The 22,912-nt window shown below is 67.1% G+C and carries 22 protein-coding genes; 13 read left to right on the forward strand and 9 right to left on the reverse strand.

From position 1 onward, the window contains the following. Positions 1–17 precede the first annotated feature (17 nt). Together JHD80_RS07500 and JHD80_RS07505 are read right to left on the reverse strand one after the other, a co-directional pair. Positions 18–215 carry a Trm112 family protein gene (locus tag JHD80_RS07500; protein WP_199085751.1) on the reverse strand — a complete coding sequence of 66 codons (198 nt, stop codon included), beginning with the start codon at positions 213–215 and terminating at the stop codon, positions 18–20. Between the two features lie 184 nt (positions 216–399). Continuing rightward, positions 400–5,154, reverse strand: coding sequence for an NAD-glutamate dehydrogenase (locus JHD80_RS07505; RefSeq protein WP_248311431.1), 4,755 nt, complete (start codon positions 5,152–5,154; stop codon positions 400–402). A 260-nt stretch (positions 5,155–5,414) separates the two neighbouring features. Here JHD80_RS07505 and JHD80_RS07510 point away from each other — a divergent pair, with 260 nt between their 5' ends. Next, positions 5,415–5,963, forward strand: a complete 549-nt coding sequence (locus tag JHD80_RS07510; protein WP_248311435.1) for a peroxidase-related enzyme — start codon at positions 5,415–5,417, stop codon at positions 5,961–5,963. Positions 5,964–6,442: 479 nt separating this feature from the next. Continuing rightward, positions 6,443–6,811, forward strand: a complete 369-nt coding sequence (locus tag JHD80_RS07515; RefSeq protein WP_199085754.1) for a DUF2794 domain-containing protein — start codon at positions 6,443–6,445, stop codon at positions 6,809–6,811. 148 nt (positions 6,812–6,959) lie between these two features. Here the strand turns inward: JHD80_RS07515 and JHD80_RS07520 are convergent, their stop codons facing one another. From JHD80_RS07520 to JHD80_RS07535, 4 genes are all read right to left on the reverse strand, one after another. Further along, on the reverse strand, positions 6,960–7,496 hold the full coding sequence (locus JHD80_RS07520; RefSeq protein WP_199085755.1) for a GNAT family N-acetyltransferase: 537 nt from the start codon (positions 7,494–7,496) through the stop codon (positions 6,960–6,962). A gap of 107 nt (positions 7,497–7,603) precedes the next feature. Beyond that, the gene (locus tag JHD80_RS07525; protein WP_199085756.1) at positions 7,604–8,386 is read right to left on the reverse strand and encodes a Bax inhibitor-1/YccA family protein; all 783 of its coding nucleotides are present in this window, start codon (positions 8,384–8,386) and stop codon (positions 7,604–7,606) included. Between the two features lie 221 nt (positions 8,387–8,607). Continuing rightward, positions 8,608–11,193 carry an ABC transporter permease gene (locus JHD80_RS07530; protein ID WP_199085757.1) on the reverse strand — a complete coding sequence of 862 codons (2,586 nt, stop codon included), beginning with the start codon at positions 11,191–11,193 and terminating at the stop codon, positions 8,608–8,610. A 2-nt stretch (positions 11,194–11,195) separates the two neighbouring features. Then, entirely contained in the window at positions 11,196–11,897 is a 702-nt protein-coding gene (locus JHD80_RS07535) for an ABC transporter ATP-binding protein (RefSeq protein WP_199085758.1), read from the reverse strand. Between JHD80_RS07535 and JHD80_RS07540 the strand changes: the two genes are divergently transcribed. The 4 genes from JHD80_RS07540 to JHD80_RS07555 all read left to right on the forward strand — a co-directional run bounded on the left by JHD80_RS07540 (position 11,820) and on the right by JHD80_RS07555 (position 14,904). Further along, entirely contained in the window at positions 11,820–12,686 is an 867-nt protein-coding gene (locus tag JHD80_RS07540; RefSeq protein ID WP_465246502.1) for an arylesterase, read from the forward strand. The two genes, JHD80_RS07535 and JHD80_RS07540, sit on opposite strands and share 78 nt — an antisense overlap. A gap of 82 nt (positions 12,687–12,768) precedes the next feature. Continuing rightward, the gene (locus tag JHD80_RS07545; RefSeq protein ID WP_199085759.1) at positions 12,769–13,824 is read left to right on the forward strand and encodes an aldo/keto reductase; all 1,056 of its coding nucleotides are present in this window, start codon (positions 12,769–12,771) and stop codon (positions 13,822–13,824) included. A gap of 214 nt (positions 13,825–14,038) precedes the next feature. Next, on the forward strand, positions 14,039–14,611 hold the full coding sequence (thpR, locus tag JHD80_RS07550) for an RNA 2',3'-cyclic phosphodiesterase (RefSeq protein ID WP_199085760.1): 573 nt from the start codon (positions 14,039–14,041) through the stop codon (positions 14,609–14,611). Continuing rightward, complete coding sequence (locus JHD80_RS07555; protein ID WP_199085761.1) at positions 14,608–14,904, forward strand: 4a-hydroxytetrahydrobiopterin dehydratase; 297 nt, start codon at positions 14,608–14,610, stop codon at positions 14,902–14,904. The genes thpR and JHD80_RS07555 overlap by 4 nt, the downstream gene beginning before the upstream one ends. A gap of 191 nt (positions 14,905–15,095) precedes the next feature. On the opposite strand, the gene JHD80_RS07560 is transcribed toward JHD80_RS07555, so the two are convergent. Next, on the reverse strand, positions 15,096–15,842 hold the full coding sequence (locus JHD80_RS07560; protein ID WP_199085762.1) for an RluA family pseudouridine synthase: 747 nt from the start codon (positions 15,840–15,842) through the stop codon (positions 15,096–15,098). 68 nt (positions 15,843–15,910) lie between these two features. Between JHD80_RS07560 and ftsY the strand changes: the two genes are divergently transcribed. The 4 genes from ftsY (at position 15,911) to JHD80_RS07580 (ending at position 19,136) form a co-directional block, all read left to right on the forward strand. Beyond that, entirely contained in the window at positions 15,911–17,194 is a 1,284-nt protein-coding gene (ftsY, locus tag JHD80_RS07565) for a signal recognition particle-docking protein FtsY (RefSeq protein ID WP_199085763.1), read from the forward strand. Then, positions 17,191–17,826, forward strand: a complete 636-nt coding sequence (locus tag JHD80_RS07570) for a septation protein A (RefSeq protein ID WP_349237227.1) — start codon at positions 17,191–17,193, stop codon at positions 17,824–17,826. Before ftsY ends, JHD80_RS07570 begins: the two co-directional genes overlap by 4 nt. 186 nt (positions 17,827–18,012) lie before the next feature. Further along, a complete protein-coding gene (locus JHD80_RS07575) occupies positions 18,013–18,426 on the forward strand; it encodes an MbcA/ParS/Xre antitoxin family protein (RefSeq protein ID WP_199085764.1) in 414 nt (137 codons plus the stop codon). Beyond that, complete coding sequence (locus tag JHD80_RS07580) at positions 18,423–19,136, forward strand: RES family NAD+ phosphorylase (protein WP_349237228.1); 714 nt, start codon at positions 18,423–18,425, stop codon at positions 19,134–19,136. Before JHD80_RS07575 ends, JHD80_RS07580 begins: the two co-directional genes overlap by 4 nt. Positions 19,137–19,139: 3 nt before the next feature. On the opposite strand, the gene JHD80_RS07585 is transcribed toward JHD80_RS07580, so the two are convergent. Next, a complete protein-coding gene (locus JHD80_RS07585; RefSeq protein ID WP_199085765.1) occupies positions 19,140–19,925 on the reverse strand; it encodes an SDR family NAD(P)-dependent oxidoreductase in 786 nt (261 codons plus the stop codon). A 217-nt stretch (positions 19,926–20,142) separates the two neighbouring features. Between JHD80_RS07585 and JHD80_RS07590 the strand changes: the two genes are divergently transcribed. Then, positions 20,143–20,478, forward strand: coding sequence for a YkvA family protein (locus JHD80_RS07590; RefSeq protein ID WP_465246503.1), 336 nt, complete (start codon positions 20,143–20,145; stop codon positions 20,476–20,478). A 112-nt stretch (positions 20,479–20,590) separates the two neighbouring features. Here the strand turns inward: JHD80_RS07590 and JHD80_RS07595 are convergent, their stop codons facing one another. After that, entirely contained in the window at positions 20,591–21,565 is a 975-nt protein-coding gene (locus JHD80_RS07595; protein WP_199085767.1) for an NADPH:quinone oxidoreductase family protein, read from the reverse strand. A gap of 185 nt (positions 21,566–21,750) precedes the next feature. Here JHD80_RS07595 and JHD80_RS07600 point away from each other — a divergent pair, with 185 nt between their 5' ends. Both JHD80_RS07600 and JHD80_RS07605 read left to right on the forward strand, forming a co-directional pair. Next, complete coding sequence (locus tag JHD80_RS07600) at positions 21,751–22,356, forward strand: hypothetical protein (protein ID WP_199085768.1); 606 nt, start codon at positions 21,751–21,753, stop codon at positions 22,354–22,356. 13 nt (positions 22,357–22,369) lie between these two features. Beyond that, a complete protein-coding gene (locus JHD80_RS07605) occupies positions 22,370–22,792 on the forward strand; it encodes a GFA family protein (RefSeq protein WP_199085769.1) in 423 nt (140 codons plus the stop codon). Positions 22,793–22,912 lie beyond the last annotated feature (120 nt).

Raw genomic sequence — 22,912 nt, forward strand, 5'->3', positions numbered from 1 at the left:
GTGGGGCCCAAACGGGCTCAATCTTCGAGCTGACGCGCCTCTTCCGGCAGCATGATCGGGATGCCGTCGCGGATCGGGTAGGCCAGTTTGGCGGCGCGGCTGATCAGTTCCTGCTTCGCGGCGTCGTATTCCAGCGTCGCCTTGGTCAGCGGGCAGACCAGGATTTCGAGCAGCTTGGGGTCGATGCGGGTGGTCGTGTCGGCTTCGCCGGTCATCGGTCTTTCCGTTCAAGGGTGCACAAGCGGGTGCCGGTTTGCGTATGGAAACGCCGCCGTCATTTCGGACAAGCCGCGATAGCGGCGCCGATCCGGAATCCATCCCAGGGCTTAAGCGCTCTAAGACGGATCCCGGGTCAAGCCCGGGATGACGGCGCGTTTGGTCGTCAAAACACCATGCCTTCTAATGCTTGCGCGGCAGGTCGGCCAGCATGCCGGCGGCGACCATCAGTTTCGGCAGGGTGAGGCCGGAACTTGCGATCGCGTTGACGGTGGTGCGGGTGCGTTCCGCATCCTCGCCGCGCTCGGCTAGCCAGCTCTCCAGCGTGCCCTGCCCCTTGGCCGAGGCGGAGACCTCTTGCGTCAGGTTGGACTGGGCGTCGTCGAGGGTCTCGATCGCCCGCTCGCGGGCCAGGCGCTCGTAATCGTCCGTCGCCGGCACCGCCGCTGCCGCCGCCTTCAGGCTCGACAGGCCGAACAGCGCGTCGATGCCGAAATGGATGCGGGCGACCTCGCCGATCTCGCGCTTGCTGCGCTCGGCGATGTCGACGATGTCGGTCGCCTCGGCGAGTGCCGGCAGGCTGGCGATGCGCGTGGCCAGCGCCTCCGGCACGCCTTCCGAGGTGAGCACGGCGATGCGCGCGAGCCGTGCCTGCGAGGCGGCCTCGGGCAGCAGGCTGCCGAGATGTTCGGACAGTTCCTTCACGCCCTTGGCATAGCGCGCGATGGTCTGCTCGATCGTGCCGGGCTTGGCGACGCCGCGCCGCAGGAACCAGCCCATGCGGTTGGTGACGAGCTCCTGCGCTGCCCCGTAAAGGCCGAGCTGGGTCTTGCCGGGGATCTTGGCATCGAGCGCGTCGATCTCGCCGTTGAGGGCGATGAGATCGAAGGAATCGCGGGCGATCGCGTAGGCGGCGGCGATGGCCGGTGCGTCCGAGCGGGTCAGCGCCGCCAGCACCGGCACGAGGGCCGGGCCGCCGCGGTTGACGATGGCGTTGGCGAGCTGGGTCGCGACGATCTCGCGGCGCAGCTTGTGGCTGGCGATCGCGTCCGGATAGGCCTCGCGCAGCGCCTTCGGGAAGTAGCGGACGAGTTCGCTGGCGAGATAGGGGTCATCCGGCACCGAGGATTCGAGCAGCGCGTCGTGCAGCGAGAGCTTGGCATAGGCCAGGAGCACGGCGAGCTCCGGCCGGGTCAGGCCTTCGCTGCGCTTCTCGCGCTCGGCGATCTGGGCATCGCTCGGCAGGTACTCGACCGAGCGATCGAGTTTCCCGTCCTGCTCCAGCGTCTGCATCAGGAAGCGCAGGCCGGGCGTTGCGGCCGAGCCTTGCGCCTCGGTCAGCGAGAGCGCCAGCGTCTGCAGGTAGTTGTTGCGCAGGACGAGATCGCCGACCTCGTCGGTCATCGCCGCCAGCAATTCGTTACGCTTGTCTTCCTTCAGGCGGCCGTCCTTCACCGGGCCGGCGAGCGCGATCTTGATGTTGACCTCGACGTCTGAGGTGTTGACGCCGGCGGAGTTGTCGATCGCGTCGGTGTTGAGCTTGACGCCCTTGCGCGCCGCCTCGATGCGGCCGCGCTGGGTGACGCCAAGATTGGCGCCCTCGCCGATGACCCGCGTCCGGAGATCGTTGCCGGTGATGCGGATCGCGTCATTGGCGCGGTCGCCGACCTGCGCATCGGTCTCGTCGGAGGCGCGGATATAGGTGCCGATGCCGCCGAACCAGAGCAGGTCGACGCGCGCCTTCAGGATCGCCGTCATCAGCTCCGGCGGCGAGACCTCCTTCTTGTCCAGGTCGAGCAGCGCGCGGACCTCGGGAGAGAGCGGGATGCTCTTGGCCTGGCGCGAGAAGATGCCGCCGCCCCTGGAGATCAGGCTCTTGTCGTAATCCTGCCAGGAGGAGCGCGGGAGGGCGAAGAGGCGCTGGCGTTCGGCCTGGGACTTCGCCATGTCCGGATCGGGGTCGAGGAAGATGTCGCGGTGGTCGAAGGCCGCGACCAGCTTGATCGCCGGCGAGAGCAGCATGCCGTTGCCGAAGACGTCGCCCGACATGTCGCCGACGCCGGCGACGGTGAACGGCGTGGTCTGGATGTCGATATCGACCTCGCGGAAATGGCGCTTCACCGCTTCCCAGGCGCCCCGCGCCGTGATGCCCATGCCCTTGTGGTCGTAGCCTTGAGAGCCGCCGGAGGCGAAGGCGTCGCCCAGCCAGTGATGCTTCTCCAGCGAGATCGCGTTGGCGGTGTCGGAGAAGGTCGCGGTGCCCTTGTCGGCGGCGACGACGAGATAGGGGTCGTCGCCGTCATGACGCACCGTGTCCGGCGGCGGCACGATGGTCTCGCCGTCGAGATTGTCGGTGAGCTCGAGCAGGTTGCGGATGAAGATGCGGTAGCTCTCGGTGCCCTCGGCCAGCCAGGCGGCGCGGTCGGAGGCCGGCGGGAGCTGCTTCGGAAAGAAGCCGCCCTTGGCGCCGACCGGCACGATCACGGCGTTCTTGACCTGCTGCGCCTTGACGAGGCCCAGCACCTCGGTGCGGAAATCCTGCGGCCGGTCGGACCAGCGCAGGCCGCCGCGCGCGACCTTGCCGAAGCGCATATGGATGCCCTCGACGCGCGGCGAATAGACGAAGATCTCGTAGAGCGGGCGCGGCAGCGGCAGGCCGTCGACTTTGGCGCAGTCGAACTTGAAGGTGATGGTCTGGCGCGGCTGGCCGTCGGGACCGATCTGGAAGAAGTTCGTGCGCAGGGCGGCATCGACCAGATTGACGAGGCGGCGCAGGATGCGGTCGTCGTCGAGGCTGGTGACGGCGTCGAGCGCTTCCTCAATCTCGGCATGCTTCTGGGCCATGCGCTGCTCGCGCTCGCCCGCCGGAACGCGCGGATCGAACTTGGCGGCGAAATAGGCGACGAGCCCCGCTGCGATGCCGGCATGGCGGGTCAGGGCGTCGGCGATATAGCCCTGCGCATAGGGCGCGCCGGCCTGCCTGAGATAACGGCCGAAGGCGCGCAGCAGAGCCGCCTCGCGCCAGGCGAGGCCGGCGACCAGCACGAGCTGGTCGAAGCGGTCGGATTCCGCGAGGCCACGGAACTGCGCCATCAGCGCCGCCTCGATGGTCGGATCGAGATGCTCGATATCGATCTCGCCGTCGTCGGCGCGCTCCAGCGTCATGTCGTGCAGCCAGATGCGGACCGCGTCGCCATTGCCCTGGGGCATGACGTTGTAGGTCCGCTCGTTGACGACGCGGAAGCCCATGTTCTCCAGCACCGGGACGCGGGCCGAAAGCGAGATCGGCGCGCCGCGCGAGAAGACCTTGAGATTGGCGCGCTTGGCGTCGTCGCCCTCGCGCCGATAGAGATTGACGGCGCGGCCGCGCTCCGGCGTGAGCTGCTGGAGCATCTCGATATCGACCAGCGCATCGGCGGCCGAGAAGCGCTCGCGATAGGCGGCGCCGAAGGCCTCGGCATAGCGCTCGGCCAGCGCGCGGGCGGCCGGGCCGGCCTTCTCCTGGTCGAGAACGTCCTTCAGCCCGTCGCCCCAGGTGCGGACGATGGCGCTGATGCCGGCTTCGAGCGTCGCACGCTCGACGCGCGGGGTTTTGCCCTCGTCGCGGCCGATGATGTAGTGGGTACGCGAGAGCGGTCCCTCGGGATATGCGGGGTAGGCGGCCGAGAGGCGCCCGCCATAGATCCGCGCCAGGAAATCGCCGACGCGCAGGCGCACCGTGGTGTCGTAGCGGTCCTTCGGGATGAAGACGAGGATCGAGACGAAGCGGTCGAACTCGTCGACGCGGGCAAGCGCGCGGATGCGCGGCCGCTCGGTGAGCTGGAGGATATCGAGCGCGAATTGCTCCAGCGTCGGGGTGTCGATCTGGAAGAGCTCGTCGCGCGGATAGGCGTCGAGCACGTTCATCAGCGCCCGGCCGGAATAGCTCGCCGGGTCGAAGCCGATATTCTTGGCGACGCGTGCGACCTTCAGGCGCAGATAGGGAATGCCGCGGGCCGAGCCGGTATAGGCGTTCGAGGTGAGCAGGCCGACGATGCGCAATTCGCCGTCGAGCCGCCCGTCAGCGGTGAACAGCTTGACGCCAACATAGTCGAGATGGACGCGGCGATGCACTAGGCTCTTGACGTTGGCCTTGGTGATGATGAGCGCCTGGGGCTTGGCCAGGAAGGAGCGGAGCTCCGGCGTGACCGTGACCAGCTCGCGGCCCTTGCGCAGCACCTTGACGGTGGGATCGCGGAGGATGCCGAGGCCCGAGCCCTCGATCGGGTCGGCCGCGACATCGCCGCCGGGGAAGCGATAGGCGCGGATGCCGAGCAGGGTGAAATTGTCGCCGGCGATCCATTCGAGGAATTGCAGCGCCTCGTTGATCTCGTCTTCCGGCAGCGGCGGCGGATTGGCGCGATAGGCCTGGATCACCTCGGTGATGCGGCCGCGCATTGCGGCCCAGTCGTCCACCGCGAGCGAGACGTCGTTATAGACGCGCTCCAGCCCGGCGCGCAGCTTCTCGCGCGCTTCCGGCGTATCGATGCGCGGGACATGGATGTGGAGCAGGCTCTCGCGGCGCGTGCCCTCGGGCGCACGGCCGGCCGCTTCGCCGGCCAGCGCGGTGAACTTGCCCTTGGCGTCGCGGGCGACCGCCAGGATCGGATGGGCGACGAGACGCGGCTCATGACCCTGCTCCTGCAACTCGGCAAGCGTCGAATCGAGCAGGAACGGCTTGTTGTCGTTGACGACTTCGAGGACGGTGAGCTGGTTCTTGCGCTCGCCCTCGCCGTATTCCTCGTCGCGGAAGCGCAGGTTGATCGTATCGGGCTTGCGCGGCTGGGCCAGGTGCTCGAACGCGGCAGCGGCGGTGCGGGCGAGCATGTCGGCCGGAAGGGCCTCGAGATCCTCGGCGACGGATCGACCAAAGAGCAGGCGGGGGAACTCGGCGGGCATCGAACTCTTCAGTCCGGTGGCTGCGGCCTCGATCGCTGCGATTGCACCCGCAGTCGCGTTCGTCACCCGTTTGCCCATGGTTCACCCCAGTTGTTTTGCCGCAGCGATGACATAGGCTGCGCAGGCTTTCAACTTGCCGTGCCCGAAAAAGCGGCAAGCTGACGCTCCCCCCGGATTCGACAGGACGCACCATGGCAACAAAGCATGACAAACCCAAGGTGGGAGAAGAGCCGACGCGCCAGGATTCGCCGCCTGCCGTCATGGCGCTGGACCTGAAGCCGGGGGCGTTGTCGCCGGAGAACCAGGCCTATTTCGCGAAATGCCAGGAAAAGCTCGGCTTCGTGCCGAACGTGTTGACCTCCTATGCGCATGACGACGCCAAGCTCACGGCCTTCGCAGCCTTCTACAACGACCTGATGCTGGCGCCGTCCGGCCTGTCGAAGCTGGAGCGGGAGATGATCGCGGTCGCCGTCTCCAGCGTGAACCGCTGCTATTATTGCCTGACCGCCCATGGTGCTGCGGTGCGCCAGCTCTCCGGGGATCCCGTGCTGGGCGAGCTGCTGGTGATGAATTACCGGGCGGCCGAGCTGTCGGTGCGGCACCGCGCCATGCTCGATTTCTCGGTCAAGCTGACGGAGACGCCGCATCTGATCGGCGAGGACGATCGCGAGGCGCTGCGCAAGGCCGGCTTCGGCGAGCGCGACATCTGGGATATCGGCGCCGTCGCATCCTTCTACAACATGTCGAACCGGATGGCCTCGGCGGTCGATATGCGCCCTAATGCCGAGTATCACGGGCAGATGCGGTAGAGCGCACCGGCCACGCCGTCTTTCCGGGGCTTCGCGTAAGCGAAGAGCCCGGAATCCAGAACCGATGCCGGTGAAGACTAGCTATGCCGCAATACAGCCCTTCCAAAGAGCAGCATCGGTTCTAGATTCCGGGCTCGCCGCTTAGCGGCGACCCGGAATGACAGCGGTGGTGCCTGCATCCCAAAAAGAAAACGGCCGGCGCAATGCCAGCCGCTAGTTGGCCTCGATGAAGATGACCCGGCTCCGCCCGAACTCCGGGGGGCTGGGGGGCTGACAAACCGGCGATCAGCGAAACCGGGCCGTCGAGGCAACGAGGAGAGTTGAACGGCGCAACTTGGCGCTCGCTTGACGCGTTCGCGGCGAAAATGGGGCATTCGCGCAAAACGCATTCCGGGTGCCAGCAGCGATCCCTTGCCAGCGCAGGACCGCAGGCGCATCATTCCCCGATGATTTGGTGAGGCCCCGACCAGGGAGGCGCCATGAGCGACAGCGAAACGCCACAACCGCAATCCGCCGGCGCGGTGGTCCATTTTCCAGCGCCGGCGCGATCCACGACCGTGACCTTCGACAGGCGCGAACTCAGCGAATTGCTCAATCTCTACGGCCGCATGGTCGCGGCTGGCGAGTGGCGCGACTACGCCATCGATTTCCTGAAGGATAAGGCGCAGTTCTCGGTGTTCCGGCGCTCGTCTGAGATGCCGCTCTACCGGATCGTCAAGGATCCGGCGCTGGCGCGGCGGCAGGGCGCGTATTCGGTCGTCGCAGCGACGGGCTTGATCCTGAAGCGCGGCTCCGAACTCTCGCGCGTGCTCAAGGTGCTCGACAACAAGCTCAGTGTCGTGAGCTGACGCGCCGAGGCAGGCTTTTCATTCGAGCCCTCATCCTGAGGAGCAGCCGAAGGCTGCGTCTCGAAGGGTGCTCCAGATGATTCCCGAGCCTCCTGGAACATCCTTCGAGACGCCGCTACGCGGCTCCTCAGGATGAGGGCTTTGAGGTCTATAGAGCGGGTGGCGTGCCGTCGCCCTCGCCTAGTTCCTTCTGCATCAGCATCTGGTCGAGCCAGCGGCCGTGCTTGAAGCCGACCTTCTCGGCGACGCCGATCAGCCGGAAGCCGGCGCGCTCATGCAGGCGGCGCGAGCCGACCGAGGCGCCGGTGCCGTCGCCGATCACCGCGATCATCTGGCGGAAGCCGCGTTCGGTGCAGGCCTGTATCAGCGCATCGAGGAGGAGGCCGCCGATGCCGAGCCCCTGTGCTGCCGGCGCGATATAGATCGAGTTCTCGACGGTCGCGCGATAGGCCGGGCGCGGCCGATAGGCTCCGGCATAGGCATAGCCGAGGATGACGCCGTCCCGCTCCGCGACGAGATAGGGATAGCCGCCGGCCAGGATCGCCTCGTAGCGCCGCTGCATCTCCGCCTCGCCCGGCGGCTCCAGCTCCCAGGAGGCCGTGCCGTGCAGCACCGCATGGGCGTAGATCGCCGTGATGGCGGGTATGTCGGCAGGGAGGCCCGAGCGGATCGTAGGCGTCGTCATGCCCAAAGCATGAGCAATGTGCGTGCCAGAAAGAAAGCCCCCACCAAAGAAAAAGCCCCGGCCGTGAGGCCGGGGCTCGTATGTTCCCGTTCAGGAACCTGTCGTTCTCACTCGCGGTTGCCCATCAGCGAGAGCAGGAACTGGAACATGTTGATGAAGTTCAGGTAGAGCGACAGCGCGCCGTTCACCGAGAGCTTCGCAGCCTCCTCCGGGCCGAGATCGGAGTAGAGATACATCTCCTTCAGGCGCTGGGTGTCCCAGGCGGTCAGGCCGGCGAAGATGCCGACGCCGACCAGCGAGATGACGAAGCCGAGCCCGCTCGAAGCCAGGAAGATGTTCACGATCGAGGCCAGCATCAGGCCGATCAGGCCCATGACCAGGAAGGAGCCCATGCCGGAGAGCGACTTCGAGGTGGTGTAGCCGTAGAGGCTGAGGCCACCGAAGGCCGCCGCGGTGATGAAGAAGACCTGCACCACCGACGCGCCGGTATAGCGGATCAGGATCGTCGAGAGCGAGACGCCCATCACCGCCGCGAAGGCGAAGAACATCGTCCGGGCGGACGATGCGGACATCTTGTCGGCGCGGAACGAGAAGAAGAAGATGAAGGCCAGCGGCGCCAGCGCGACCACCCACATCAGCGGCGTGCCGTAGAGCAGCTTGCCGAAGGCGGTGAGATAGGTGTTGCCGATCTTGGCGACGGCGTTGGCCTGGTCGGTCACGGCCATCTTGTTGACGCCCAGCGCGAACAGCGCCGAGATCGCCAGGCCGATCACCATGTTGTTGTAGACGCCGAGCATGAACGAGCGCAGGCCCTGATCCATCTCGACGGCGCTGGTCTGCTGTGCGCGGCCGGCACCCCAGACTGGAGCATTGCGGTCGAAGTTGCTCATTAAGAGACTTTCCCCTGACGGTGTTTCGGACGACGGACCAGCGCGCAGGCGCCAGCCGTCCTCGCGCACGAAAAGTCGCGATAAGCGGAATATGAGGGGCTTTGCCGGTTCTTACAAGGGCCGCCCATGGTTAGGGCCGGCCAGATCATAGAAGTTCGGCGCTGCACCAATGCAGAATTACAGGATTTTAATGTCTATCGAGAGTCGATCTCAGACAGTCATCATAAATTCCTGAGATGAGAAGCCGGTGCTTTCGTCAGTATTTTTATCGTCCCGACAAGCCCGAACAGGACGGTAACCCCGATTGCTGCAGTCGCGGCCAGTATCGCCCCCGTGGGATCACTGACGAATTCGATCCGCATCACTTGCGTGACGATGCCCCAGCCGGCCGCTGTACCCGCGACAACGCCGAAGACGGCCGCGACGAACCCGATGGCGGCGTATTCAAGGGCGTACGACGAAAGTATGAAGCGGCGGGTCGCGCCGAGCGTCTTCAGGATCATCGCGTCATAGAGCCGCGCCCGCTGTCCGGCGGCGAGCGCGCCGCCCAGGACGAGCAGGCTCGCCGCGATGGCGAGGCCCGAGGCGCCGCGGATCGCGGTGGCGAGCTGGGCGACGATGGTGTTGACCGCTTCGAGCGCGTCCTTGACCCGCACCGCCGTGACGGCCGGGAAGTCAAGCGCGAGGCGGCGCATCAGCGCGGCATCGGTCGCGCCCTTGCCGTCCGGGCTGGTGGCGACGGTGGCGAGATTGGTGTGGGGCGCCCCGGCAAAGGTGTTGGGCGAGAACACCATCACGAAATTGATGCCGAAGGAGCGCCAGTCGACCGTGCGGAAATTGGCGACGCGGGCGGTGATGTTGCGGCCGAGCACGTTGACCGTCAGCCTGTCGCCGATCTTCAGGCCGATGCCGGCGGCGTTCTGGGCATCGAAGGAGACCAGCGGCTCACCGCGATAATCGGCCGGCCACCATTCGCCGGCCGCGATGCGCGAGCCTTCAGGCAGCGTGGCGGCATAGGTGATGCCGCGATCGCCATCGAGCACCCAGGCGGATTGCTCGCTCGCCTTGATGTCCTCGGCGCGGGTCTCGTTCACGGAGACGATGCGGCCGCGCATCATGGGCACGCGCTCGGTCTTGGCGCCCGGCCGCTCGGCCGCGAGGAAGGCGTCGAACCGCTCGGAATCGCGGCTGGGCACGTCGAGGAAGAAGAAGCTCGGCGCCTTGTCGGGCAGGGCGCCGGTGAGCTGCCGGGTCAGGCTGACATCGATGAAAGACAGCGCCGAGAGCAGGGCGACGCCTAGCCCCAGCGAGAGCACCAGCGACGGCGTCAGCGCGCCCGGCCGGTGGCTGTTGGCGAGCGCCATGCGCAAAGCCGGCCGGCGCGGGCGCGGGAGGCGGCGGGCCAGCGCCATCAGGCCGAGCGAGACGGCCCGCAGCAGCAGGAAGACGCCGAACATCACGCCGATATAGATCAGCGCGATGCGGCGGTCATAGGCGAAGCCGATGGCGACGCCGGCAAGACCGGCGAGCGCGAGCGCGCAGAGCACGAGATAGATCGCGCGCGGGCGGCGCGGGTCGGGCTCGACCTTGTCGCGGAACAGGGCGGAGACCGGGATGTCATGGGCGCGGCCGAGCGGGATGATCGCGAAGACGAACGCGGTCAGCAGGCCGTAGAGCGCGGCGATGGCAAGCTCGCCCGGCGCCAGCGTCGGCTCGAAGGGCACGGGCAGGATGCTCTGGACGATCGCGCCGAGGCCGAAAGGCGCGGCGGCGCCGAGCACGAGGCCGATCGCGGTGCCGATCGCGGCGACGAGCATGACCTCGGTGAGATGGATCGCGACGACGCGACCGCCGGTGGCGCCGACCGCTTTCATGGTGGCGAAGTCGAGCTTCTTGGCCTCGACGAAGCGGCGCACTGCATTGGCGACACCCACACCGCCGACGAGCAGGGCCGTGAGGCCGACCAGCGTCAGGAACTGGGTGAAGCGTTCGAGATTGCGCTGGAAGCTCGGTGCGGCATTGGCGCGGGAGCGGATTTCCCAGCCGGCCTCGCGCTGCTGCGTGCCGGCATCGGCGATGACCTTCTCAAGCTCGGCATCGCTCGTCGCGGTCTGCGGAAGCTGGAGGCGATAGGTCCAGCGAATCAGGCTGCCGGGCTGGATCAGGCCGGTCGCCTTCAGCGCCTCCTGCGACATCAGGAGGCGCGGACCGAAGCCGACGCCGGCCGCGATCTTGTCGGGCTCGGAGACGAGATTGGCGCGGAGCTGAATCTTGGCGCCACCGACCGTGACGATGTCGCCGGGCTTGAGATCGAGCCGACCGAAGAGGACGGGGTCGGCGACGGCGCCATAGGCCCCGTCGCGCTGGTCGAGCAGGCCGGGCAGCGGCGCCTGCGGATCGATTTCGACCGCGCCGATGCTCGGATAGGCAGCATCGACCGCCTTGATCTCGACCAGAGCCGCGCCCTTTTCGCCGGCATTGGCCATGCCGCGCATGGTGGCGATGCTGGAGACGGTGCCGCGCGCGGTCAGGAAGGACAATTCCGCAGGCGAAGCTCCGCGATGGATCAGGCTGAAGGCGGCGTCGCCGCCGAGAATGCGCCGGCCTTCGCGGGCGAGCCCCTCGGTCAGGCCGCGCGAGGCGGAGGCGACGGCGGCGATGGTCATCACGCCAAGCGCGAGGCAGGCGATGAAGATGCCGAAGCCGCGCAAGCCCGCACGCAGGTCGCGGATGGCGAGGCGCAGCACGAGGCCGATGCCGGGAGACCAAAAGGCGGGAGTTTGAGGCGGCTTGACGGGGGCGTGCATCGTCAGGCGACCGCCGTCTCGGGCTCGGGCTCGATCACGCCGGAGCGCAGCTGGACCGTGCGTTCGCAGAGCGCGGCGAGCGAAAGATCGTGGGTGACGAGCACCAGCGTGGCGCCGCGCTCGCGCTTCAAGGCGAAGATCAGGTCGACGATCGAGCGGCCGGTCGATTCGTCGAGATTGCCGGTGGGCTCGTCGGCGACGAGGATCGCCGGATCCGGCGCGACGGCGCGCGCGATGGCGACGCGCTGCTGCTCGCCGCCCGAGAGCTGGGCCGGGTAATGGTCCATGCGATGGCTTAAGCCCACATTGCGCAGTTCCGCTTCGGCGCGGGGGAAGGCGTCGGGGTGGCCGGCGAGCTCCAGCGGCAGGGCGACGTTCTCGCGCGCCGTCATGGTCGGCACGAGATGGAAAGACTGGAAGACGATGCCGATATGCCGGCCGCGGAAGATCGCGAGCCCGTCCTCGTCGAGGGCGCCGAGATCCTGGCCGGCGACCTTGACCAGGCCGGAATCGGGGCGCTCCAAGCCGGCCATGGTCATCAGCAAGGTCGACTTGCCGGAACCGGAGGGGCCGACGAGGCCGGTCGCCTCGCCATCCGCCAGCGACACCGAGACGCCCTTGAGGATATGGACGCGGGCGGCGCCACGCCCCAAACTCAGGTGGACATCCTGCAACTCGATTGCCGAAGCGGCCTTCTCGCTCATCACGCCATGATCCCGATTTACGCTTCCGTCGCCGCCTTCGCTCGCACCCGATCACGCCCCGAGCGGGGCCGAACCAAGGCGCGGCTTGGTCTGCGGCCATATGGGCGCGCACTCCTGCTTGTCCAATCGCTTGCGACGTTTTTCGTCGCCGCCCTGCTGCTTTTCATCGGGTTCACAGACATGGCCGGCGCCCAGACCTCTTCCTCCGGTCCGAGCGCCGGGCGCTCGTTGAAGCTCGTCGCCTTCGGCGATTCGCTGTCGGCGGGCTACAACCTCGCAGCCAGTGCTGCCTTTCCGGCGGTTCTGGAGCAGGCTTTGCGCCAGAAGGGCCTCGCTGTCGAAATCGTGAACGCCGGCGTCTCCGGCGATACGACGCAAGGGGGGCTCGAACGGCTCGACTGGTCGGTGCCTGACGGGACCGACGGCGTCGTCCTCGAGCTCGGCGCCAATGATGCCTTGCGCGGCGTCGATCCGTCCGTGACCCGGAAAAACCTGGAAGCGATCGTCGCGCGCCTGACCGAGCGGAAAATCCCGGTGCTGCTGGCGGGCATGTATGCGCCGCGCAACCTCGGCGAGGACTACGCGAAACGCTTCGATGCGATCTATCCGGAGCTTGCGAAACAATACGGGCTGGTGCTTTACCCGTTCTTCCTGGAAGGCATCGCGGGCGACCGTGCCCTGAACCAGGCGGATGGGCTCCACCCCACGGCCGACGGCGTCAAAGTCATCGTCCGGACCATCCTGCCGACGGTCGAGCGCTTCATCGCCACCCTGCCGCTCAGGTCCTGATCCGCCCGCGGGTTCTCCGCGCGGCGTATCCCCGTTTCTTGCATTGCCGCCTGCCGGCCCCTGCTTCCGGAGTTGCTTCGCCATGGAATACCGCCGCCTCGGACGCACCGATCTCAAGGTCTCGGTGATCTGCCTGGGAACCATGACCTGGGGAGAGCAGAACACCGAGGCCGAGGGCCATGCCCAGATGGACTACGCCCTCGAGCAGGGCATCAATTTCTTCGACACGGCAGAGCTCTATGCGATTCCGCCGAAGCCTGAGACGCAGGGCTCGACCGAGCGGATCATCGGCAGCTGGTTCAAGGCGCGGAAGAACCGCGACAAGGTCATCCTGGCGTCGAAGGTCTGCGGCCGCGGCGGCAACACCTGGTTCCGTGACGACAAGAGCCCGACACGGGTGACGCGCAAGCAGATCTTCGAGGCTGTCGACAAGAGCCTGCAGCGGCTGCAGACCGACTATATCGACCTCTACCAGCTGCATTTCCCCGAGCGGCCGATGCCCTGGGGCTCGAATCCGACGCGCTTCGCCGGGGACGCCTACGCCTCGGCGGCCGACGAGACCCCGATCGCCGAGCAGCTCGACGCCTTCGCGGAGGTGATCAAGGCCGGCAAGATCCGCCATCTCGGTCTCTCCAACGAGAGCGCCTGGGGCACGATGCGCTTCGTGGCCGATTCGGAAGCGCGTGGCACGCCGCGCGTCCAGTCGATCCAGAACGCCTACAACCTGCTGAACCGCACCTTCGAGACGGCTTTGGCCGAGGTCGCCTTGCATGAGGATGTCGGCCTGCTCGCCTACTCGCCGCTGGCGCAGGGCTTCCTCACCGGCAAATATCTCGACGGCGCCCGTCCCGCCGGGGCGCGCACGACCCTGTTCGACCGCGGCCAGCGCTACCAGACGGAAGGCACCGAGGCGGCGATCAGGCGCTATATCGCGCTCGCCCGCGAATCAGGGCTCGATCCCGCGCAGATGGCGCTCGCCTTCGTCAACAGCCGCTCCTTCGTCACCGCCAACATCATCGGTGCGACCTCGATGGAGCAGCTCAAGACGGACATCGCCTCGATCGACGTCAAGCTTTCGCCAGAGATCGAGGCGGGAATCGACGCGATCCACCAGCTCGTCGGCAATCCCTGCCCGTAATCCCCAGAATACCGCGTCATTCCGGGCGCAGCGCAGCGGAGGCCCGGAATCCATCGTAGAGCGTTGACGCCCCTCGATGGATTCCGGATCGGCGCCGCTTCGCGGCTTGTCCGGAATGACGGAGCGTGTGGGTCGAGGGAAAAACAATTCCCTTGAGCCGGCTTCCTGATCTACCGTCTCTCCAGAGTCACAATCGCTTGGCAGGGATTCGCTCATGCCGAGGCTGTTCATCGCTCTGGAAATTCCCGCCGAGGTCGCGACCGGGCTGACATTGCATCGCGGCGGATTGTCGGGTTCGCGCTGGATCGAGCCGGCCGACTACCACATCACCCTGCGCTTCCTGGGCGATGTCGACCGCCGCAAGGCCAACGACATCGACTACATGCTTTCCGACCTCACGGCCTATCCGTTCGTGGTCACGCTCGATGCGCTCGGCAGCTTCGGCGGCGACAAGCCGCGCGCCCTGTTTGCGCGGGCACAGCCGGGCAAGGCGCTGACTGACCTGCAAGGCGATCTCGAACGACAGATGCGCCGCCTCGGCCTGCCGGCCGAGGCGCGCAAATTCGTGCCCCATGTCACGCTGGCGCGCTTGCGGGACACGACCCCTGTCGAGCTCGCGCATTTCCTCAGCCTGCATCCGATCGTCCGCCCGTTCACCTTCACGGCGCGCCGGGTGGCCTTGATGTCCTCGCGGGATTCGATCGGCGGCGGCCCCTATGTGCTGGAGGCGGCCTATCCGCTCGGGCCCTCCTATCCGAATCGCCTGTCGCGGGAGATGCGCCGATGACGCGGCCGAAACGGCTCTCGCCCGAGGCACAGGCCGAAGCGCTGGCCACCCTGACCGGCTGGAAGCTGGTGCAGGGCCGCGAGGCCATCGCCAAGCGCTTCGTCTTCCGCGATTTCAGCGAGGCCTTCGGCTGGATGACGCGCGTCGCGCTACTGGCCGAGGCGATGAACCATCACCCGGAATGGTCGAACGTCTATCGCACCGTGGACATCACGCTGGCGACCCATGATGCGGGCGGGCTGACCGAGCTCGACGTCAAGCTCGCCAAGGCGATTGACGCGCTGGGGCATTGAGGCCGGGGGACCGCGTTGTCATTCCGGGGCGCCGCATGGCGGCGAGCCCGGAACCCAGAACCGATGCCGCTTCCGGAAGAGCGCGAGCGGGCCATCACCTGAATTCATGAGAATGTCGGTTCTGGATTCCGGGCTCAGGCCTGCGGCCCGCCCCGGAATGACGGTGCGGCTCCGTCTGCAACCGGAATTCTTCAGCCGCTCCACCCGCAAGCCCTGAGCGCCGCCAGCATATGCGGCGGCGGCGGCGCCTGGACCGTGATCGGATCGCGCTTCTTGTAGAGCGGGATCGTGATCGCCCGCGCGTGAAGCTGGAGGCCGGGGCCGCCCTCGCGCGGGGCATCGCCATAGATCTCGTCGCCGAGCATCGGCCAGCCGGAGGCCTGGCAATGGACGCGCAATTGGTGGGTGCGGCCGGTCAACGGCTCCATCGCGAGCCAGGCGAGCGGGCCGTGCTCGCTCTCGCCCCGGCCGAGCACGCGATAGCGGGTCTGCGAAGGCAGGCCGGCGGGATCGACCTTCATCCACCAGCCGCGCTCGGGCGAGCGCTTGGCGAGGGGAAGGTCGATCAATCCCTCGTCCTGCGCAGGGTTGCCCTGCACGATCGCCCAATAGGTCTTGTCGATGCGGGCATCGCGAAACATCTGGTTGAGCTCGGCCATGGCGCGGGGATGCCGGCCGAGCACGAGGCAGCCGGAGGTGTCCTTGTCGAGCCGGTGCGCCGCTTCCGGCTTTCGCGGCAGGCCGAAGCGGAGCTGGTCGAGATAATCGGTCAGGACGGGGATGATCCGGCGCTTGGCCTGGGGGCCGCGATGCGAGGGCAATCCGGCGGGCTTGTCGATGACGAGCATCATGGCGTCGCGATAGAGCAGCGGCACCGGCAGCTCTTCCTCGATCTGCCCGAGGGATTGCGAATTTTCTGGTCGGTCCGGCGCTGCCATGGCATTGCGCTACCCAACCCGGCCCGGCGGCGCAACCGAAGATGCCCCGCTGAACCGAAGACAGGGCGATGATGAGCGAGACCGAACCGAAGAAACGCGGCTTCTTTTCCAGGCTGTTCGGACGCGACGAGGAACCGGCCAAGCCGGCGCCCGCTCCGGAGACGGTGATCGAGCAGGCTGTCGAGCCGGTCGAGGAGACGAAGCCGGACGTCGAAGAGCTTGCTCCTGCGACGGCGGTCGAGGCGGAAGCGCTTGTCGTCGAGGTGTCGGTTCCCGAACCTGTCGTGCCGCCTGTTCCGGTCGAGGAGGTCGCACCTCCGGCCCCGCCAGAGCCGGCACCCGCCGTCGCCGTCGTTCCGCAGCCCGAGCCCGCTGCCGCTCCCGAACCTGCTCCAGCCCCGGCGCCGCAGCCGAAGCGGAGCTGGTGGCGACGCCTGACCGAGGGGCTGTCGCGGACCTCCTCGGCGCTCACGACGGGAATCACCGACCTTTTCACCAAGCGCAAGCTCGATGCCGGCACGCTCGAGGACCTGGAAGACATCCTGATCCAGGCCGATCTCGGGCTCGCGACCTCGGCCAAGATCGCCAAAGCGGTCGGCGACGGGCGCTACGACAAGCAGATCGAGCCGGCCGAGGTGAAGGCCATCCTGGCGCGCGAGGTCGAGACGATCCTCCTGCCCGTTGCCCAGCCGCTCGTGATCGACGCCACGAAAAAGCCGTTCGTGCTGCTGATGGTCGGGGTCAATGGCTCCGGCAAGACGACGACGATCGGCAAGCTCGCCGCGAAATTCCGCGCTGAGGGCAAATCCGTGATGCTCGCGGCCGGCGATACCTTCCGCGCAGCGGCGATCGAGCAATTGCGGGTCTGGGGCGAGCGCACCGGGGCCGAGGTCGTCCATGGCCAGCAGGGCGCCGATGCGGCTGGACTCGCCTTCGAAGCGCTGCAGAAGGCCAAGGCAGACAATACCGACGTGTTGCTGATCGACACGGCCGGCCGCTTGCAGAACAAGCAAGGGCTGATGGACGAACTCGCTAAGGTCGTGCGCGTCATCCGCAAGCAGGACCCGAGCGCGCCGCATGCGGCGCTGCTCGTGCTCGACGCGACCGTCGGCCAGAACGCGATTTCGCAGGTCGAAGCCTTCCGCGAGACAGCGGGCGTGACCGGGCTCGTCATGACCAAGCTCGACGGCACGGCGCGCGGCGGCATTCTCGTCGCACTGGCGGCGCAGTTCGGCCTGCCCGTGCATTTCATCGGTGTCGGCGAGAGCGTCGAGGATCTGGAGCCATTTTCGGCACGCGATTTCGCGCGGGCCGTGGCGGGCATGGAATCAGCTTCGGGAGAGGCGGCGTGAGCGAAACGGTGCAGCAACCGGCCGGGGCGGCGAACAAGGGCAAGGCGGTCAATCCGCTGCTCAAGCTCGCGCTGGAATTCGGGCCGCTGGCGATCTTCTTCTTCGCCAATTCCTATGGCGACCGGCTGTTCCACGTCGCCGAGGACCGGCGCATCTTCGTCGCGACCGGCATCTTCATCGCGGCCTCGCTGATCGCGCTGGTGCTGTCGCGGGTGCTGATGGGCTATCTGCCTCGCATGGCGATCGTCAACGCGATCGTCGTCACCGTCTTCGGCGGGCTGACGCTGGCCCTGGACGACGCCTTCTTCATCAAGGTCAAGCCTACCATCGTGAACGCCCTGTTCGGTTGCGTCCTGCTCGGCGGGCTGTTCTTCGGGCGTTCGCTGCTCTCGCTGGTCCTGGAGACGGTGCTGCAGCTCGACGCGGAGGGCTGGCGCAAGCTGACCTTCCGCTGGGGCCTGTTCTTCTTCGTGCTGGCAGCCATCAACGAGGTGGTCTGGCGCACGCAGACCCAGGATTTCTGGGTCGCCTTCAAGGTCTGGGGCGTGATGCCGCTGACCATGGCCTTCGCGCTGGCGCAGACGCCCTTGATCCTGAAGCACGAGATCAAGCCGGCAAAGACCGAGGAATAGGCTCTTCCTCCTGCGTCATTCCGGACAAGCGGCGAAGCCGCGCCGATCCGGAATCCATCCTCAGGCTCTCTGCTCTACGATGGATTCCGAGTCTGAGCTTCGCTTGCCCGGAATGACGGTCCTGCAAGATGCCTCTTGCCATTTGGCAATATTGTCTCCATTTTATGCCAAATGGAGAGCAATGCCATGACGGCCCTGCAGCGCATCGAGACGGCCCAGCGCGATTTCGTCCCCGATCCGATCACGGATGACGAGGCAGCGGCGATGTTCCGCGCCGCGGTCAACCTGTTCCGGCTCTGGCGGATCACCGACGAGGAAGCGGCGGTGCTGGTCGATTTGCCGGTCAGGAGCTACCGGCGCTGGAAAGCCGGCGAGATCGGTCGCATCTCGCGCGACGGGAAGGCCCGGCTTTCGAACCTGATGGGCATTCACAAGGCGTTGCGTCTGATCTTCACGGAGCCGCAGCGCGGCTATGACTGGATCAAGCGGCCCAATGCCGATTTCGGCGGCAAGTCGGCTGTTGATGTCATGCTCGGCGGTGAACTCACCGACCTGATGCGGGTGCGCCGCCTGCTCGATGCCGAGCGGGGCGCCTGGTGATCGATCCGGCGAGCCTGCCGGTCGCGGAGATCGCATGGCGCGGGGCGGTCCGGATCATCCGCAGCATCTTCCCGCCGATCGACCTGTTCGAGGATATCGCCGATCCCGCCGACTGGCCGCTCCTGATCGCGGCCGAGCAGAAGACCAATCCGCGCCTGATGGAGACGATCGGCAATCTCGACCTCGTGCCGGCCGAGCGACGCGTCTCGGGGCCGGGTGCGAGCTGGCTGATGGCGCCCTTCACTCATGTCAGCCCGGACCGGCCGAGCCGTTTCAGCGATGGCAGCTTCGGCGTGCTCTATGTCGGCGATCGCTTCGAAGTCGCGCTGCTGGAGACGATCCACCACCACGCCCGCTTTATGCTGGCCACAGCGCAGCCTCCGGGCTGGACCTCGCAATTCCGCGAGATCGTGCTGGAGGTCGATGCGGAGCTTCACGATATCCGGCCGCTCGGAGCCGAAGCTGCGCCGGTGCTCGACCCTTCGGACTACACCGCGAGCCAGGCGCTCGGCATCGGCCTGCGGGCGCTGGGTTCGGCTGGCATCGCCTATCCCAGCGTGCGTTGCCCCGGCGGCGAATGCGCCGGGTTGTTCTATCCCGATGGTGCCAGCCATCCCGTCCAAGGGCGGCACCTCGATTATCACTGGAACGGCGAGCGCGTGGATCTCTACCGGGACCGCAGCGCCGGCGAGGTCTACCGCATCGTCTGAGGCTTATTTCGGCGCCAGCCGGATCGCGCCATCCAGGCGGATCGCGGTGCCGTTCAGCATGTCGTTCTCGATGATGCTGCGGGCGAGCGCGGCGTATTCGGCGGGACGGCCGAGGCGCGAGGGATGCGGCACGGAGACGGCGAGCGAGGCCTTGGCATCGTCGGGGAGTCCGGCGAACATCGGCGTCTCGAACAGGCCCGGCATGATCGTGACGATGCGGATGCCGACCCCGGCGAGATCGCGCGCGACCGGCAAGGTCAGGCCGACGACACCGGCCTTGGAGGCGGCATAGGCAGCCTGGCCGATCTGGCCGTCCTCGGCCGCGACCGAAGCCGTGCAGATGATGACGCCGCGGCCGCCATCCTCCGTGATCGGGTCGAGCCCGGCGAGCGCGACCGCCGATTTGGCGATGACGCGGAAGGTGCCGTTCAGGTTGATCGCGACCGCCTTCTCGAAGGTCGCCAGGTCATGGGCGACGAGCTCGCCTGTGTCGCGCTTCTTCGAGACGACGCGGCGGCCCGGCGCGATGCCGGCGCAGTTGACGATGATGCGGGCGACGCCATGGGCGGCACGGGCCTTGGCCAGCGCTTCATCGACCGAGGCCTCGCTGGTGACGTCGCATTGGGCGAAGACGCCGCCGATCTCCCTCGCGATCGCCTCGCCGCGCTCGGCATTGAGATCGAGCAGCGCGACCTTGACGCCCTGGCCGGCCAGCATGCGCGCGGTCGCCTCGCCGAGGCCGGAGGCGCCGCCGGTGACGATGGCGGCGAGGGAGGAATCGAGTTTCATGGCGCGTTTCCCGTCAATCTTGTTGTGACAGCCGGTTTAGAGGGCGTTCCGCGCCGCTCCAAGCGGGTTTTGTGGGAGACCTCTTGTGCAGGATTGCGACGGGGCCATCTTTCGACATGGCGCGCTGTTTCCAGGCGCGCGATGATCGGCATCACAGATGCCAAGGAGTAGGACAGGGATGAGCGAGGGGTTCAGCGCAAGCTTCAGCCGCGAGGAAATGGAGGCGATCCGCAAGAGCCTGCGCGACGAGGCGAAGTTCGGCGCCGATTTCATGGCCCGGCTCAAGCGCGTCGCGAAGCGGATTCCGTTTGCGGAGGATCTGCTGGCCGCGTGGTTCTGCGCGCGCGATCCGGCGACGCCGCGGCGCGTGCGACTGACGCTGCTCGCCGCGCTCGGCTATTTCGTCCTGCCGATCGATGCCATTCCCGACATCATGCCGCTGATCGGCTTCACCGACGATGCGGCGGTGATCGCGGCTGCCATCGCGGCGGTTGCCGGTTCGATCACGATCGAGCATCGCGAGCGGGCGAAGCAGGCGATGGCGGAGCTCTGAATTTCGGAAGTCGTCATGCTCGGGCTTGACCCGAGCATCTCGGAAACCCGTGTCGTCTCGTCCTGAGATTCTCGGGTCGAAGCTGTGCTTCGCCCGAGAATGACGCGGAATCCTACAGCGTCAGCACGATCTTGCCCTTGGCCTTGCGGTCGGCGATCAGCGCATAGGCCTCGGTCCAGCGCTCGAGCGGGATCGTGGCATGGACATGGGCGCGGATATGGCCGCCCGCCGCCCAGTCCAGCAGGCGCTCCGTGTTGCGGCGATGGCCGGCCGGGTCGCGCACGACGAACTGGCCCCAGAACACGCCGCGCAGGTCGCAGCCCTTGAGCAGCAGTAGGTTGAGCGGGATCTTCGGGATTTCGCCGCCGGCGAATCCAACCACGAGATAGCGCCCTTCCCAGGCCATCGAGCGCAGAGCCGGCTCGGCCAGTTCACCGCCCACCGTGTCGTAGAGGACGTCGACGCCACGCCCTTCAGTGAGTTTCTTCAGTTCGGCGCGGATGTCGTCGCGCGCATAATCGATCTCCTCCTGCGCGCCATGCTCGCGGGCGAGCGCCAGCTTGTCGGGCGAAGAGGCGCAGGCGATGACATGGGCGCCGAGCAGGGCGCCGATCTCGACGGCTGCCAAGCCCGCTCCGCCGGAAGCGCCGAGGACGGCGAGGCGCTCGCCGGCTTTCAGTCCGGCGCGCTGGATCAGTCCATGCATGGCGGTGCCATAAGTGACGAAGAGGCCGGCCGCCTGGGCATCGTCGAGCCGGTCCGGAATGCGGATGATCTGATCGGCGGAGACGGCGACCTTTTCGCGCGCTGCGCCGTAGCCCAGCCAGGCCGCGACGCGCTCGCCGACCTGCCAGCCGGTGACGCGCTCTCCGATGGCGGCAATGGTGCCGGCGCATTCGGCCGAGGGCGAGAAGGGGAAGGCGGGTTTCGTCTGATAGCGGCCCTGGATGATCAGCGTGTCGAAGAAATTGAGCGCGGCGGCTTTCACCGCGATGACGACCTCGCCGGGACCGGGCTCCGGATCGGGCAGATCGCGAATCGCCAGTTCCTCGGCCGGGCCGTGGTGGTCGCAGAGCAGGGCCTTCATCGTCGATCCGCCTTCGTCGTCATCCGTTCCGATTCTGGCATGGCCGGAAGCGACACGGAACCGCCCTGCCGCCATTCGCATTTTCGCCAGGATCGTGACACTCTATGCCGCCGTCCCCGCGCGAATGCGCCTGATCAACAGGTGGTAAACGCGGTATTAAGATTTTTAGTGACTGATGGCGGTCCATGATCAGCTCGTTCCTCCCCACCCGCGACGCCGCTCTTTCCCGCTCCGCCATCGCGCTCGGCCTCGTCGCCGGCCTTTTCGGCGTGGCCACGCTGCCGGCTGAGGCCGCGCCCGCCAAGCCGAAGCCCGCCGCGGCGACCGCTGCCGCCGCCAGCCCCGGCCAGGGGCAGGCGATGCTGCTGGAAAGCGCTGGCAAATGGCAGGCCTTCTCCTCGCAGCAGGGCCGTTCCAAGGTCTGCTATGCGCTGTCCAAGGCCGAGACCCGGATCCCGACCAATCTCAAGGATGTCGAGGGCCTGCTCTTCGTCTCCAGCCGGCCGGGTGAGGGCGTGCGCAACGAGATCAGCTTCGTGATGAATTTCGACCTCAAGGAAGGGGTCGAGCACCAGGCGATCATCGGCAACGAGCGCTTCGCGCTGGTCGCCAAGGGCCAGAACATGTGGCTGAAGAACCCGGCCGAGGAGCCGCGCATGCTCGACGCGCTGCGCCGCGGCGCCGGGCTCGAGGTCAAGGGCACGTCCAAGCGCGGCAACCCGACCAGCGACAAGTACTCGCTCGCCGGCATCAGCCAGATCGTGAAGCGGGCCGAGGACGCCTGCAAGTAAGGCTGTCCGGGTCGTGGTTTCCGACGCATCTGCTTCGGACCGCCGCCTGAAAGGCCGATGCTATTGCGGGCAGTCGCGCTTCGAGGTCGCGGATGCCTTCCGCTACGCCGCCAATTGCCATTGCTCGCAATGCCGCCGCACCACCGGATCGGCCTTCAAGCCCTTCGCCGGGATCGAGCGCAGGAAGCTTGTGGTGACCGCAGGCGCGGATGGCCTGCTGATCGTCGGCGAACCCGACGCGCATGACGCGCATTGCGGCCGCTGCGGCTCGCTGTTGTTCTCGGTGGTCCGCGACGGGACCTATGTCCATGTCGCGATGGGGACCTTGGAGGACGCGCCGGGCATCCGGCCCAGTCATCACATCTTCGTCGGTTCGAAGGCGCCCTGGTACGAGATCACCGACGACCTGCCGCAATTCGAGGGGCATTCGCCCTAGGCGGATGGCGCCTGCGAATCACGCAATTTCCGATTTTCGCCGAATTGTGCTAGGGAGCCGCGAAATCCCGCGCCTTCCCCGATGGGCGACGACAGAGCTCCGATGACCGCATCCGTTCCC

This window comes from Allobosea sp. ASV33 (assembly GCF_016428755.1).
GTDB lineage: Bacteria > Pseudomonadota > Alphaproteobacteria > Rhizobiales > Beijerinckiaceae > Allobosea.

Coding starts and splice junctions, on each gene's coding strand:
- JHD80_RS07500 (WP_199085751.1), bottom strand. CDS start 215: ATGACCGGCGAAGCCGACACGACCACCCGCATCGACCCCAAGCTGCTC.
- JHD80_RS07505 (WP_248311431.1), bottom strand. CDS start 5,154: ATGCCCGCCGAGTTCCCCCGCCTGCTCTTTGGTCGATCCGTCGCCGAG.
- JHD80_RS07510 (WP_248311435.1), top strand. CDS start 5,415: ATGGCGCTGGACCTGAAGCCGGGGGCGTTGTCGCCGGAGAACCAGGCC.
- JHD80_RS07515 (WP_199085754.1), top strand. CDS start 6,443: ATGAGCGACAGCGAAACGCCACAACCGCAATCCGCCGGCGCGGTGGTC.
- JHD80_RS07520 (WP_199085755.1), bottom strand. CDS start 7,496: ATGACGACGCCTACGATCCGCTCGGGCCTCCCTGCCGACATACCCGCC.
- JHD80_RS07525 (WP_199085756.1), bottom strand. CDS start 8,386: ATGAGCAACTTCGACCGCAATGCTCCAGTCTGGGGTGCCGGCCGCGCA.
- JHD80_RS07530 (WP_199085757.1), bottom strand. CDS start 11,193: ATGCACGCCCCCGTCAAGCCGCCTCAAACTCCCGCCTTTTGGTCTCCC.
- JHD80_RS07540 (WP_465246502.1), top strand. CDS start 11,820: ATGGACGCGGGCGGCGCCACGCCCCAAACTCAGGTGGACATCCTGCAA.
- JHD80_RS07535 (WP_199085758.1), bottom strand. CDS start 11,897: ATGAGCGAGAAGGCCGCTTCGGCAATCGAGTTGCAGGATGTCCACCTG.
- JHD80_RS07545 (WP_199085759.1), top strand. CDS start 12,769: ATGGAATACCGCCGCCTCGGACGCACCGATCTCAAGGTCTCGGTGATC.
- thpR (WP_199085760.1), top strand. CDS start 14,039: ATGCCGAGGCTGTTCATCGCTCTGGAAATTCCCGCCGAGGTCGCGACC.
- JHD80_RS07555 (WP_199085761.1), top strand. CDS start 14,608: ATGACGCGGCCGAAACGGCTCTCGCCCGAGGCACAGGCCGAAGCGCTG.
- JHD80_RS07560 (WP_199085762.1), bottom strand. CDS start 15,842: ATGGCAGCGCCGGACCGACCAGAAAATTCGCAATCCCTCGGGCAGATC.
- ftsY (WP_199085763.1), top strand. CDS start 15,911: ATGATGAGCGAGACCGAACCGAAGAAACGCGGCTTCTTTTCCAGGCTG.
- JHD80_RS07575 (WP_199085764.1), top strand. CDS start 18,013: ATGACGGCCCTGCAGCGCATCGAGACGGCCCAGCGCGATTTCGTCCCC.
- JHD80_RS07585 (WP_199085765.1), bottom strand. CDS start 19,925: ATGAAACTCGATTCCTCCCTCGCCGCCATCGTCACCGGCGGCGCCTCC.
- JHD80_RS07590 (WP_465246503.1), top strand. CDS start 20,143: ATGGAGGCGATCCGCAAGAGCCTGCGCGACGAGGCGAAGTTCGGCGCC.
- JHD80_RS07595 (WP_199085767.1), bottom strand. CDS start 21,565: ATGAAGGCCCTGCTCTGCGACCACCACGGCCCGGCCGAGGAACTGGCG.
- JHD80_RS07600 (WP_199085768.1), top strand. CDS start 21,751: ATGATCAGCTCGTTCCTCCCCACCCGCGACGCCGCTCTTTCCCGCTCC.